12 protein-coding genes and 2 pseudogenes are annotated in these 13,319 nt (G+C 45.0%); 9 read left to right on the forward strand and 5 right to left on the reverse strand.

The window, feature by feature from the left end; translation table 11 throughout:
* Positions 1–31 precede the first annotated feature (31 nt).
* Positions 32–283, forward strand: a pseudogene (locus KUA50_RS07785) (ATPase); the annotation flags it as partial.
* Positions 284–344: 61 nt separating this feature from the next.
* Positions 345–854: a gamma carbonic anhydrase family protein gene (locus tag KUA50_RS07790; RefSeq protein ID WP_218456833.1), complete on the forward strand. Its 510-nt coding sequence runs from the start codon at positions 345–347 to the stop codon at positions 852–854.
* Positions 855–998: 144 nt separating this feature from the next.
* Here KUA50_RS07790 and KUA50_RS07795 read toward each other — a convergent pair whose 3' ends face one another.
* Together KUA50_RS07795 and KUA50_RS07800 are read right to left on the reverse strand one after the other, a co-directional pair.
* Complete coding sequence (locus KUA50_RS07795) at positions 999–2,726, reverse strand: alpha-amylase family glycosyl hydrolase (protein WP_218456870.1); 1,728 nt, start codon at positions 2,724–2,726, stop codon at positions 999–1,001.
* Between the two features lie 74 nt (positions 2,727–2,800).
* Positions 2,801–2,929 (reverse strand): annotated as a pseudogene (locus KUA50_RS07800) (glycoside hydrolase family 97 C-terminal domain-containing protein); the annotation flags it as partial.
* Positions 2,930–3,250: 321 nt separating this feature from the next.
* On the opposite strand from KUA50_RS07800, the gene KUA50_RS07805 reads away from it, so the two are divergent.
* On the forward strand, positions 3,251–5,512 hold the full coding sequence (locus KUA50_RS07805) for a glycoside hydrolase family 3 C-terminal domain-containing protein (protein WP_218456832.1): 2,262 nt from the start codon (positions 3,251–3,253) through the stop codon (positions 5,510–5,512).
* A gap of 114 nt (positions 5,513–5,626) precedes the next feature.
* Positions 5,627–7,972, forward strand: a complete 2,346-nt coding sequence (bglX, locus tag KUA50_RS07810) for a beta-glucosidase BglX (protein ID WP_218456831.1) — start codon at positions 5,627–5,629, stop codon at positions 7,970–7,972.
* Between the two features lie 787 nt (positions 7,973–8,759).
* Here bglX and KUA50_RS07815 read toward each other — a convergent pair.
* The 3 genes from KUA50_RS07815 to KUA50_RS07825 all read right to left on the reverse strand — a co-directional run bounded on the left by KUA50_RS07815 (position 8,760) and on the right by KUA50_RS07825 (position 10,218).
* On the reverse strand, positions 8,760–8,912 hold the full coding sequence (locus tag KUA50_RS07815) for a hypothetical protein (protein WP_318346079.1): 153 nt from the start codon (positions 8,910–8,912) through the stop codon (positions 8,760–8,762).
* Positions 8,913–9,217: 305 nt separating this feature from the next.
* Complete coding sequence (locus tag KUA50_RS07820) at positions 9,218–9,700, reverse strand: WG repeat-containing protein (RefSeq protein WP_117943055.1); 483 nt, start codon at positions 9,698–9,700, stop codon at positions 9,218–9,220.
* A gap of 56 nt (positions 9,701–9,756) precedes the next feature.
* Positions 9,757–10,218 carry a type VI secretion system amidase effector protein Tae4 gene (locus tag KUA50_RS07825; protein ID WP_218456830.1) on the reverse strand — a complete coding sequence of 154 codons (462 nt, stop codon included), beginning with the start codon at positions 10,216–10,218 and terminating at the stop codon, positions 9,757–9,759.
* 575 nt (positions 10,219–10,793) lie between these two features.
* On the opposite strand from KUA50_RS07825, the gene KUA50_RS07830 reads away from it, so the two are divergent.
* The 5 genes from KUA50_RS07830 to KUA50_RS07850 are packed head-to-tail and all read left to right on the forward strand — an operon-like array spanning position 10,794 to position 13,221.
* Positions 10,794–11,009 carry a hypothetical protein gene (locus tag KUA50_RS07830; RefSeq protein ID WP_138273799.1) on the forward strand — a complete coding sequence of 72 codons (216 nt, stop codon included), beginning with the start codon at positions 10,794–10,796 and terminating at the stop codon, positions 11,007–11,009.
* A gap of 12 nt (positions 11,010–11,021) precedes the next feature.
* Positions 11,022–11,246: a hypothetical protein gene (locus KUA50_RS07835; RefSeq protein ID WP_068855719.1), complete on the forward strand. Its 225-nt coding sequence runs from the start codon at positions 11,022–11,024 to the stop codon at positions 11,244–11,246.
* 12 nt (positions 11,247–11,258) lie between these two features.
* Positions 11,259–11,498 (forward strand): DUF6926 domain-containing protein, encoded by a 240-nt coding sequence (locus KUA50_RS07840; RefSeq protein ID WP_218456829.1) that lies wholly within the window; start codon positions 11,259–11,261, stop codon positions 11,496–11,498.
* 23 nt (positions 11,499–11,521) lie between these two features.
* A complete protein-coding gene (locus tag KUA50_RS07845) occupies positions 11,522–11,947 on the forward strand; it encodes a PcfK-like family protein (protein ID WP_138273797.1) in 426 nt (141 codons plus the stop codon).
* Entirely contained in the window at positions 11,944–13,221 is a 1,278-nt protein-coding gene (locus tag KUA50_RS07850) for a PcfJ domain-containing protein (RefSeq protein ID WP_218456828.1), read from the forward strand. The genes KUA50_RS07845 and KUA50_RS07850 overlap by 4 nt, the downstream gene beginning before the upstream one ends.
* The last annotated feature ends 98 nt before the right edge of the window (positions 13,222–13,319 follow it).

Consider the following 13,319-nt stretch of genomic DNA (forward strand, 5'->3'; position numbering starts at 1 on the left):
ATCGGAATAAAAGTTGTATCTTTGCAGAAAAGACACCTACGAGACCCTTCTACGCCAGATGCCGGAAAAGCAGCGCAATGTCTTCATTGCCATCTCTGCAGAGGGCGAAGCCAGAAGCGTAAAGAGCGGAGCCTTTGCCAAGAAATACCACCTCCCATCACCAAGTTCTGTCAACTCTGCCTTGAAGGGATTGCTGGAAAAAGATTTCATCACCCAGCAGGATGATGCCTACGTGGTATATGACAAGTTCTTCGATTTGTGGCTGAAGAAGTATCTGAAATAGTATAAGGTGATTCCAATATTTTTTGTTACCTTTACACCCAAATTTAAATACATATTTTAATATGGCTATCATAAAGACAGTAGAGGGAAAGACTCCCCGATGGGGAAAGAATTGTTTTATCGCTGAGAATGCCGTACTGACCGGCGATTGTATTCTTGGCGATGACTGCAGCATCTGGTATAGTGCGGTATTGCGCTCAGACGTGGATGCTATCAGATGTGGAAACAGGGTAAATGTGCAGGATTGCGCCTGCATTCATCAAACCGGTACAATGCCTTGCATCCTGGAAGATGATGTATCTGTGGGACATGGGGCCATCGTTCATGGAGCCACAGTTAGAAAAGGTGCTCTCATCGGCATGAATGCCACTGTGCTTGACAAGGCAGATATCGGAGAAGGAGCTATCATTGCTGCAGGTGCAGTAGTTACCCATGGCACTAAGGTTCCTGCACATGAGATTTGGGCTGGTATTCCAGCTAGGAAGGTGAAGTCTTGCAATCCCGGACAAGCCGAGGAGTTTGCCAAGCATTATTCCGGATATATCAAGGACTGGTATCTGAAGGAAGATTGATAGAAAGGTATCTTGGCAAGGAGACTATCATCGTATTAGTAGGTCAACGACGTGTAATAAAAGCTGCATAATGAAGATGATTCGTGACCGTAAAACAAAAATGCGCCCGCACAATACGGACGCATTTCTGTTTTTATAAAAGCTCTATCTTTCCACCTTGAATATGGCGGCACTTATGCCAGAAGCTTTAATCACATCAGTCTTTCTTCCTGATTTATACACAACCTTTCCTGTGGAAAGAACAGAAATTGCCTTACCACCTACGGAGCTGATATTGAGAGAGGCTGCCTTGGCACCAGGATTCACAACAACAACATACTTCTCCTCACCCAAAGTACGCTCATATACCATCGGATATTCCTGCCCCTTCTGGTTCAGGAGCTTCCAATCACCCTCATTGTCAAGAGCCTTTGCAGAATGACGCAAAGCGGTCAACTTACGGGTATATGACAACAGAGAATTCTGATCTCCCTGCTGAGCTTCAACGGTCAACTTTCCGTTTTCCGTATCTACAGGGAAGTAGAGCTTATCGGGTGCACTCGTAGAAAATCCGGCATTCTTGCCCTTGGTCCACTGCATCGGAGTGCGGGTACCAGAACGCTCATTGCTACCCTCCTTGTTAGGGAGATTCATCTGAAACTTCATACCAATCTCATCACCATAATAGATAAACGGAATACCAGGCATGGTGAGGAAGAAGGTCATCGCCACCTTCAACTGGTCTGGCGTGTTGCGGGTACCGATGTTAGGACGCTGGTAATCGTGGTTGGCAGATGGAACAGCAATGTAGCCGAGATTCTTGGTGGCATTGAATGCCTTGGTATAGTTCTCGCTAAACTCCTTGAGCGAGCCCTTGCCCTGCTTGTCGAAATAGCAGTTCTGGTAACTCTGCTCCCACTTGCCCCATGGAGTCTTGCGGTCGAAGAACAGAGAGGCATAGCCCTTGAGACCGAAATGGATGTAGAAATCGATGTTGAAGCCGGCAGGAATGGCTTGCTGCGGATTAGCCCACTCTGAAATCAAGACGGTCTCTGGATAATACTTATCCTTCCAGGCACGCATCTCATTCCAGAGTTTGGAAACCTCCTTCTTGTCGGGGTCGTTCTTGATAAGCGATGACGCCATATCTACACGGAAGCCATCCACACCCTTATCAAACCAGAAAGCCATGATGTTACGTATCTCCCTGCGGACAGCCTGTGGTCCTGGAGCATCTACGCCCTGCTCCCAAGGATGATTTGGATCTGGATGAGCAAAACCATAGTTCAAGGCAGGCTGGCACTCGAAGAAATTCTTCTCATAATACTTGGCACGAGGAGCATTAGCCTCCACATATCTTCCTCGGGTACTAGACTCCGGACTTGCTTCCTGATGACGGGCTTCTATTTCTTTCTTCTCACTCTCAGGGATATCATTCATCCAGATATAATAATCACTGTAACGCTGGTTAGGATCTTTCTCGGAAGACTCCTTAAACCAGGCACACTTGGTACTGGAATGTCCTGCCACCAGGTCGAGACAAACCTTGATGCCACGCTTATGGGCCTCATTGACCAAAGTAACCAAATCGGTATTGGTACCGAATCGAGGATCCACCTTGTAGAAATCGATGACATCATAGCCACCATCAAACCATCCCGACTCAAAGATCGGATTGAGCCAGAGGGCGTTCACCCCCAGAGACTTGATGTAATCCAACTTGGAAGTGATACCCGGCAGATCGCCAATACCGTTGCCATCAGTATCCATATAGGAAGATGGATAAATCTGATAGAAAAGTGCATCACTCAACCAAGCCGGTCCCTTCTTCTGTTCTGCCTGAACAGAAAGTGTGGTTGCCGCCAAAGCAGCAGCCAACAGCATTTTATTCATTCTTTTCATGAGCATAATTATTAATTCAAGAAAACTTTCTTTCATAATAACTCAAAATTCTGCATTTTATTGTGTTATTGTGCAAGAATGCTAATTGCAAATCCGCCACCTGCAACAGAGTTCAACTTCAAGACAGACTTGCTGGTCACAGTCTTCTTGGTGATGACATAAGCCTGAGGATTGGTCTTGTAGTTGGCATTTTTGCGATTGCAAATTTAATAGTTTTTTTCGAGTTTTCCTAACCTCATTAATAAAATAGTGGAACAAAAACGACAAAAAACGCAATAACAACCTCATTAACAACAGGTTTCCATAATCTTCCATACCATTGAAAGTGGATGGAATAAACATACAGCACTCTTTATCAGGTACTTATAAAAATCACCAATGATATTTTTCCACTTTTTCTTTGCAAGCACTCGTTTTATGTCTAATTATTTAGTAACTTTGCATCCAAAAATGACAGATACGCATTTTCATAACTAACAATTTAATATTCATAAGAAATAATATTCACAAGAAACATGAAACACTTCATTCTATCCTGCGCACTGTCGATGGCGGCTATAGCCACCTCCAGCGCACAACAAACTGGTAAGTTGCCCGTCTACCTCGACAACACCAAACCAGTAGAGCAACGCATCGACGATGCCATTGCCCGCATGACGCTGCAAGAAAAGATTCGCATCATTCATGCACAGAGTAAGTTTTCCTCTGCAGGAGTTCCCCGTTTGGGATTTCCTGATTTCTGGACAGATGACGGTCCTCACGGTGTTCGCCCTGATGTACTGTGGGACGAATGGGAGCAGGCTGGTCAGACCAACGACTCCTGCGTTGCCTTCCCTGCCCTCACCTGCCTGGCAGCATCCTGGAACCCACAGATGAGCAGAATCTATGGAGAATCATTAGGCGAAGAGGCTCTGTATCGAGGAAAAGACATGATTCTAGGTCCTGGCGTGAACATCTATCGCACCCCATTGAACGGACGCAACTTCGAATATATGGGTGAAGATCCTTACCTGGCAAGCATCATGGTTGTACCTTATATCCAAGGATTACAGTCTAAGGGAGTATCAGCCTGCGTAAAGCATTACTGCCTCAATAACGACGAGGAATACCGTCATCAGGTAAATGTCATCGTGAGCGACCGTGCCCTCCATGAAATCTATCTCCCAGCCTTCAAGGCTGCTGTAGAGAAAGGAAAGACTTGGGGAATCATGGGTGCATACAATCTCTACAAGAACGAACACAACTGCCACAACCAGTGGACACTGAACAAGATTCTGAAGGGCGACTGGAAATATGACGGCGTAGTGGTAAGCGACTGGGGAGGCGCACACGATACTGACCAAGCCGTGAAGAACGGGCTCGACATAGAGTTCGGCACATGGACGAATGGATTGACTATGGGTGCCAGCAATGCCTACGATAATTACTACCTTGCCGTACCATATATAAAAGGTATCCAGGAAGGTAAATACACCACCAAGGAATTGGATGAAAAGGTGCGCCGCGTATTACGCCTATTCTATCGCACCACCATGAATCCGAACCGTCCTCACGGTTTCCTCTGTTCTGACAGCCACTATGCAGCAGCCAGACAGATTGCCGAAGAAGGCATCGTACTGCTCCAGAACAAGAACCATGTGCTTCCTATCAAGACCCAGAAGGCACAACGTGTTTTGGTAGTAGGAGAAAATGCCGTGAAGATGATGACCGTGGGCGGAGGCAGCTCTTCTCTCAAGGTACAGCGGGAGATTTCGCCACTCGATGGATTAAAATCACGACTGGAAAAAGATAATGTGGAAGTGGAGTTTGCCAGAGGTTATGTAGGCGATGTTAGCGGAAATTACAATGGCGTAACTACCGGACAGAATCTGGAGGACAAACGCAGCGAGACTGAGCTGATAGCCGAAGCCGTAGAAAAGGCCAAGCATGCTGATTACGTGGTGATGTTTGGCGGCTTGAACAAGAGCGATTATCAGGATTGCGAAGGTCACGACCGCAAACAGCTTGAATTGCCATACGCTCAAGACAAGCTCATAGAGGCTTTGGCTAAAACCAACAAGAACTTCATCTATGTGAATATCTCGGGTAATGCTGTGGCTATGCCTTGGAAAGAGAAGGTAGCAGGTATCGTACAGGGATGGTTTATCGGTAGCGAAAGCGGTGAAGCTCTGGCTTCTATCCTCACCGGTGACAAGAATCCTAGCGGCAAATTACCATTCACATGGGTAAACTCATTGCAGGAAGTGGGTGCCCACGCATTAAACACCTATCCGGGCACCTGGCGCAAGGAAGGTGGAGCCAAGACTGAGGGCAACATCATTGATGAGGAGTATAAGGAAGGCATCTACGTAGGTTACCGTTGGACTGATAAGAAAAACATCAAGCCTGCATTCGCCTTTGGACATGGATTGAGCTACACTCAGTTTGCCATCTCTAATCTTCGCAGTGATAAGAATCTGATGAATCAGAATGACTCTATCACCTTTACCGTGAATGTAAAGAACACTGGCAAACGTGCCGGTGCAGAAACCATCCAACTCTATATCCATGATGTAAAGGCTTCTGTCGATCGCCCTTACAAGGAGCTGAAGGGATTCCAGAAGGTTTACCTGCAGCCGGGAGAGAGCAAGGATGTAAACATCACCATCAATAAGCAGGCACTCAGCTTCTATGATGAAACAGCTGCATCCTGGAAGGCTGAAGCAGGCAAGTTTGAGGCGCTCGTCGGAAATGCTTCCGATCAGCTGAAACTCAAAAAGGCGTTTGAACTGAAATAAAAAAATCCACATTTTCACCCTTCATCCTATGTGGGTTCTCTTTTTTTTATTACTTTTGCAAAACAATACTAACAATGATATAAGTTACATAATAACCCTACTAACATTATAAATATGAGAACAGCATTCATATCACTATCATTTCTGCTGGCTGGCTCGCTGATGGTTCCTGCCATCGCCCACACACCCGCCAGCAAGAAAAAAGTTGCAACAACAACTCAAAAAGGTAAAATCCTGCCGATGAAGGAGTATATCGACCAGCTGATGGCAAAGATGACTCTGCAGGAGAAAATCGGTCAGCTCAACCTGATGGTGGCTGGCGACATCACTACCGGTGGAGCCCTGAACACCCAGGTGGGTGGCGACATTGCAAAAGGCAACATGGGCGGCGTATTCAACATCAAGGGGCTCGACAAAATCAAGGCTCTCCAGGACATCGCCATCAAGAACAGCCGTCTGGGCATTCCGCTGCTGGTGGGCATGGACGTAATCCACGGTTACGAGACCATGTTCCCTATCCCCCTCGCCCTCTCCTGCTCCTGGGATACAGAAGCGATGAAGAAGGTAGGCGAAGTATCGGCAAAGGAAGCCAGTGCGGCAGGAATCAACTGGACTTACTCGCCCATGGTAGATATTGCACTCGATGCCCGATGGGGACGAATCAGCGAGGGTAACGGAGAGGATCCTTACCTGAGCGGCGTGATGGGTGCTGCACTCACACAGGGTTACCAGGGCGCCGATATGCGCACGGAAGAGATATTGAGAGCCGATAGAATCATGGCGTGCCTCAAACACTTTGCCCTCTACGGAGCCGTGGAGAGCGGCAAGGAATACAATACCGTGGATATGAGTCGCATACGTATGATGAACCAATACCTGCCTCCTTATGAAGCCGTGGTAAAGGCTGGCGTAGGAAGCGTAATGTCTTCGTTCAACCTGATAGATTACATCCCTGCCACCGCCAACCACTGGATGATGACCGATGTCTTGAGAAAACAATGGGGATTCAAGGGCTTTCTCGTAACAGATTATGCATCTATCGCCGAGATTCTGAATCACGGCACTGCCAAGGATCTGAAAGAAGCATCAGAACAGGCACTCCTGGCTGGTACGGATATGGATATGTGCTCCAATGCCTTCGTAAAGCATCTGGCACAAAGTGTGGCAGAGGGCAAAGTGACAGAAGAAGATATCAACATCGCCTGCCGACGCATACTCGAGGCAAAATACAAACTGGGATTGTTCAGCAATCCTTACCGCTACTGCAATACCAAGCGAAACAAGACCGACATCTACTCTGCCGAAAACCGACAGATAGCTCGCGACGTAGCAGCCGAGACCTTCGTGCTTCTGAAAAATGAAGGAAATCTTCTTCCTCTGAAGAAACAGGGAAAGATAGCGCTGATTGGTCCTCTTGCAGATACCCGCAACAATATAGCCGGCACATGGAGTGTAGCTCAGGCTCCAGAGAAATACACCACTATCAAGGAGGCGATGGAGAAAGCGCTCGATGGCAAAGCCACCTTGTTATATGCACAGGGCAGCAATATCTGGCGCGATAGAGAGCTTCAGAAGAACGGTGAACTGGGTAAATCTATCGCCTGGGGAGATGAGGTAAAGATGAAGAACGAGGCACTGCAGATAGCAAAGGAAGCAGACGTGATTGTATGCGCCATGGGCGAAACTGCCGACATGAGTGGAGAATGTGCAAGCCGCACTAATCTGGAAATGCCTGATGTGCAGCAAGAACTTCTGGCAGAACTCGCAAAGACGGGAAAACCTGTCGTATTGCTCAACTTTGCCGGTCGCCCTACGGTTTTGTCATGGGAGAAAGAACACATTCCTGCCATCATGAACGTATGGTTTGGTGGTTCTGAAGTGGGAGATGCACTTTGCGACGTCATCTTCGGCGACAAGGTTCCATCAGGTAAGCTCACCACTTCCATGCCAAAGACAACCGGACAGGAGCCTCTCTACTACAATCATCAGAATACGGGAAGACCAGTACCTGATGACAATCAGAAATTTGCCAAGTTTGCCAGCAATTGTCTGGATGTAAGCAATGGTCCTCTCTATCCATTCGGCTATGGATTGAGCTACACCACTTTCGAGTATGGCGATTTGAAGCTGAGCAGCCATGAAGTCAATATGGATGACTGGAAGATTACCGCCACCATCAACGTAAAGAATACGGGCAGCCGTGATGCCGACGAGATAGTTCAGCTCTATATCCGTGATATGGTAGCCAGCATCTCTCGCCCTGTCAAGGAACTGAAAGGTTTCCAGCGCATCCATCTAGCTGCAGGAGAAAGCAGGGAAATCAGCTTCGACATCACTCCTGAAATGCTCAAATTCTATAACGCAGAATTAAAGCATGTGATTGAACCTGGCGACTTCCAGATTATGGTGGGAGGAAACAGTAAAGAGGTAAAGACCCAGAATCTTACAGTTAAGAATTAGTGCCAAAAGCAAATGAACATACAATGATAAATACAAGACTGTAAGTTTTCAGGAAATCCCGGCAGGAGATGGCATACAGCTATTCTCTTGCCGGGATTTTTAGTAATGTAGCTTAGTCCCTTGAATTTTCCATTTTCCGGAATTGAAAGTACGTATTTTTTATAAGTGATTGAGAATGAGATAAGTTTTTATCTCATAAAAAGAAGAGGTTACGAATTAGAAATAAACAGAATGTAGCATCCTGCTGTGATTTGCATAACCACCCAAAGAACTCTTTCGGTTGCAAAGGTACGATATTTAATCGGGGATAAAGAATGTTTTAAGATTTTTTATCCCCGATTTTTTGCTTGGACAAATCTGTTTTTATTAAACCATATTCTTCTCTATTCTTTGCTATTTCCATTTCAATCCATTCAAACATATGTGGTAAGGGTTCCTGTTTTGAATGGTCTATTTCGTTTGCATATTCTCATCCTTTCGTGTGTTTTGTATAAAAGTCAGCCGTCGTCGAAGAAAGACAGTCCTCGTACCTCAGACTAACTTCCTCCGACTATGGCACGGCAAGAAAAATCCTTGGCAGTATGCCTTGAAATGCTTCAAGACTATACTGCCAAGGACTTTTCTTTGTTTGCCGTGCTGACAACGGCTGACTTTTATAGCCACAACTCGCAGTTCCATTTTTATTGCACAATCCAAACGACATGAAACAGTGGCACGCCACCCTTTCATGTCTCAGTAGTACGGCATGAGGAAAAGTGCTTCTTTTTGTCGGTTGCAGGCTAACCGATCAAAAGAAACACCATTCCTTGATTTGCCGTACCATTTTGTTTGCATACTCCACCGCAAGAAAGAAGTCATTGATGTAAACCTCAACGACCACTTTCATGCTTGGCTGCACAGCCTTGGAGAAAACCCGATGCAAGAAGCATGGACAAGCCATACTCTTCTTTCACCGGAATTTCTCTGAAGGCTGTGCCATTTTTGTATGCGATTTCCATTTTTCAAGACGTTTGTAAGACGACGTTGTATCCATTTCTCAGAAATGAGTATGCGATAATCGTACAGTCCAATAACTTCCGTGAAGTTTCTATTTTCATTTGCCGCTCTGATTTTCTTTCTTCCACAAGGTCTTTCCTTTTGGCATCAACCGTTATCGTGCAGGTGCAAAGGTATGGCAGCGGGCTTTGGAAATATTCTGCTACTTTTGTTAGTTCTGTTAAAAAACATATCCAATGCTTTTAAAAACTATTTGGACTTCTTTATCAAAAACCAAAGGTTGCTTTTCCATGATTGGTATTCTCCTTGTTTTTCATTCTTGCCGCCAAAAGAAACTTTAGCCTCTCCATTGTGAAAAGGTGTAGCATACGAAAAAACGGGTGGAATAACAATAGCTCCACATGTATCAGCAAAACCTATTTTGCTGTTTTTTCCTACAATTCTGAACAAGCCATCACTGACATAATCTGGACCATTGTCAATCTTATATACTTCAAATAGTTCTTTACCTGCATTATTAATACAAACTATTTCACCTTTTCTCGTGCCGACAAAGCCGATAGATGAAATCGTATCAGTAAATGCTATTGTATATTTTTTATTCTTTACAATAGTTTTTCCTTGTAAGTTTTTATATATAATGTTATTACCATTGTCAAATTTTACAATGGTCTGAGCTGTCAGCTGTTGGAAAAGTAAACATGACAGAAAAATAAAAAGGAACTTTTTCATAGGGTATAATATTAAAGGAGGGTGTCTATTCATAGAAAGAGACACCCTCAAAAAAATTACTTGAGAGTATATAGTAACTCCGAATTGCAATTATTGAAATAATCGTTAGCTGCTTCATACTCACATTGTATACCATTGAACAAATCAACATGTCCGGTGGCATCGCTCCAATTACAATCATTAAAGACGATAACGCCTTTTTTGCCTTTGAAGCTATTTGCAGTAGAACCTTTCAAAGGAGTACCTCCTATATGTTTTATGATAAATTTCTTCATATCAGACACACGATAGAGATACCATTTTTTATCAGCACCAGAAGAAACGGCCCCATCGGATGGTGATATTGGTACTCCTGAATAGTTGAAAGCATATGACAATCTGATAGCGCATCCGTTTTTAAACACTTCAGATTTTATATTCTCTCCAACTTTTCCACCAATGAATGTTCCTAATTGAGCAACACTTTTATCCTTTACTTTAGCAAAATTTGAACTTAATGTTTTATACGTTAATGCCATTGTCGCTTACGTTTAAGTCCCTTTTAATCCATGCGGCTTAGCCGGGACTGTTGGCTGAGTCGTATCATTCAAAATTCATTAATATCAAATACAAACATCATGCCTATTTTATTTGGGAAATTTTATAATGTCAAAGTGTCAGTCTAAACAACTTTAAGCTATCAGTACTGAATGCAACTTTTATAACCACAACTCGCAGTTCCATTTTTTATCGCACAGTCCAAAAACTTCCGTGAAGTTTCTATTTTCATTTGCCGCTCTGATTTTCTTTCCTCCACAGGGTCTTTCCTTTTGGCATCAACCGTTATCGTGCAGGTGCAAAGGTATGGCAGCGGGCTTTGGAAATAAAAGGTCGAGCCTTCGGTTTTCGAAAAAATCTCCACACCGTTGGGTAGTATTTTTCCGAAAAACCTTGTATTTCCAGCCTCGCCGCCCTTGAAAGGCACCTGAAACGAAACGACCGATGCGACAGGAAGACGCAAAAAAAATGTCGGAAAAGGGAGCGACAAAAAGGTGAAGAAACGAGAACTTCCCTTCAGCTCCTGGAACCGCAAATAAATTTAATTCAAGGCTATATGACAACAAACATCAATATAACACAGACTTGGTGGAGATTGTTCTCCGCAGTCGGCTCAACCCTCATCACTTTGGTGGCTTGGTTGGGATATATGGCTCTCTGCATGGTCGGTGAAGTCATATTGGGAATTGTGAAGTTCATCTTCGGCATCATCATTTCCATTCTTTCTATGGTGGTACTGATTGGAACATTCATTTGGTTATTGACACTTTAAGCATACAAGAATATGGGAACAAAAAGACATTCAAAGACTGCATCACAGCAGTGCAGATATTATGAGGTGGACAACATCTTTGAGTATATGGTGGACACATACATCAATGGTAACATCACATCATTCAAGGACATTTACCGAGAGTTGAACAAGGACGCAAGGCGTGATTTTGTGGACTTCATCTTCAACGAGGTGAACCCTAAATACACGATTGAGCTAATCAAGCAAACCATTTAATGAGCAAGCGATATGAACAGAAGCATTGAAGCAATACCTACATGGGCACTCTGCTACATCATCAATGGCGATGCAAGCGGACTGACTGACGAGGAAGTCCGTATGGTGGACGAAGCCATACGCAAGAACAATATTGAGATAGTAAGTCCGAGATACAACGAGGACATGTGCACAGAACCTTACTTCAGCCATTATCCGTTCTTCGGACTGCCTACAGAAGTTGAGGACTGCGACATCATCTATCATGAGTAACGAACCCTTTAACAACATCAGATATGAACACTACAGAATATTTCAAGAGAACCATACAAGCCTATTTGGAGGAGCGTGCTATGGAGGACGAACTCTTTGCAGCCAAGTATGACAACCCCGACAAGAACATAGACGATTGCGTCACCTATATCCTTAATTGGGTACAGAAGAGCGGTTGCAACGGCTTTTGCGATGACGAGATATATGGACAAGCCATCCACTACTACGAGGAGAAGGACATCGAGGTCGGCAAACCATTGAACTGCCAAGTGTCTGTCAACCACCACATCGAACTCACAGAAGAGGAGAAGGCACAGGCAAGACAGGAAGCCATCCGCCAATATCAGCAAGAGCAGATGAACAAGATGCGTAACCGAGATACCGCCAAGCGCACCTCACAGAGAGCAGACAACGAAATACACCAACCATCATTATTCGACACGTTATGAAACCAAGAACGAAATATCAGAAGCAAGTCGTAACCTCAAACAAGGGGTTACGACCTATCAAGGGAGCGCAAATGCAATGGGCATTCCGTGAGTGTCTTGACCACTATGCCTTTCAGTTGAAGCACGGACAGACCACCTGCATGGACTGCGGACACACTTGGACTACGGACGAGGATGCGGATAAATGTGTCTGTCCGAAGTGTAAGGCAAAGTTGGAAGTGCAGCGCACCAAGCGACAGAAGGCAATGTCTTCTACCTATTTCTGTGTACTCACCGAGCGTAAGGGACTGCAACTCATGCGAGCATATCAGATGAAAGCCTATTACCGCAAGGGACAAAAGGCAGACATCTATTGTTGGGAGGTGGCACGCTATTGGATGAACGAGAAAGGCAAGGTGGAGGTTATGGCACGCAAGCGCACAATGGGTATCTATATGGACACGTTCTGCTACGACTCCGACATTGAACTGCGCAAAGACAACACCACCTATCAGCATATTGCTTCATTTCCGGTCTGCCCCGATATGAAAGTCATTCCTCAGATATGGCGCAACGGCTTTGACGGAGCGTTTCACGGCATCGAACCGCTTACATTGTTCAAGGCGATGCTGACAGACCACCGCATCGAAACGATGATGAAACAATGTCGTTACGGACACGTCCGCCACTTCATAGACCACCCACGGCACTTGGAAACTTGTTGGAATGCCTACAAGATAGCCAACCGCAACCATTACCTTATTACAGACATCGGCAAATGGGCGGACTACATCTGTATGTTGGTGGAAATGGGCAAGGACATCAGAAGTCCACATTACATTTGCCCCGACAACCTTGAAGCCGAGCACGACAGAATATCCGAGAAAATCAGAGCAAAGAAAGAAAAGGAGCGCACCGAGGAGGAGATACGCAAGGCATTGAAGAACGAGGACAAATTCAAGGAAATGAAGAGCCGTTTCTTCGGTTTGATGTTCACGGACGGCAATATCGTGGTGAGAATGCTTGAAAGCGTCAGGGAGCACGTTCTTGAGGGTAAGGCGATGCACCATTGCGTAGGCAGCGGTACAAACTACTCACTCAATCCCGACTGCATCATCTTCTCTGCAAGAATAGCCGAACAAAGAGTTGAAACAGTGGAGTTTTCACTCGAACAGATGAAAGTCGTACAATGCCACGGACTACAGAACAAGGACACCGAACAACATGCAGACATCATCAACTTGGTGAACAGCAATGCAAGACTTATAGAGCAGCGTATGGTTGCAACGACATGAAATCCATATCGGCGGAGCGATGAAAATTCGTTCCGCCACTTTCTTTCATGAGCCGAGGAGCGGAAAAGAAAGTGGCAAAGAAACCGTCTTTTCCTTAT

Source organism: Segatella hominis (genome assembly GCF_019249725.2).
In the GTDB taxonomy this organism is placed as follows: domain Bacteria; phylum Bacteroidota; class Bacteroidia; order Bacteroidales; family Bacteroidaceae; genus Prevotella.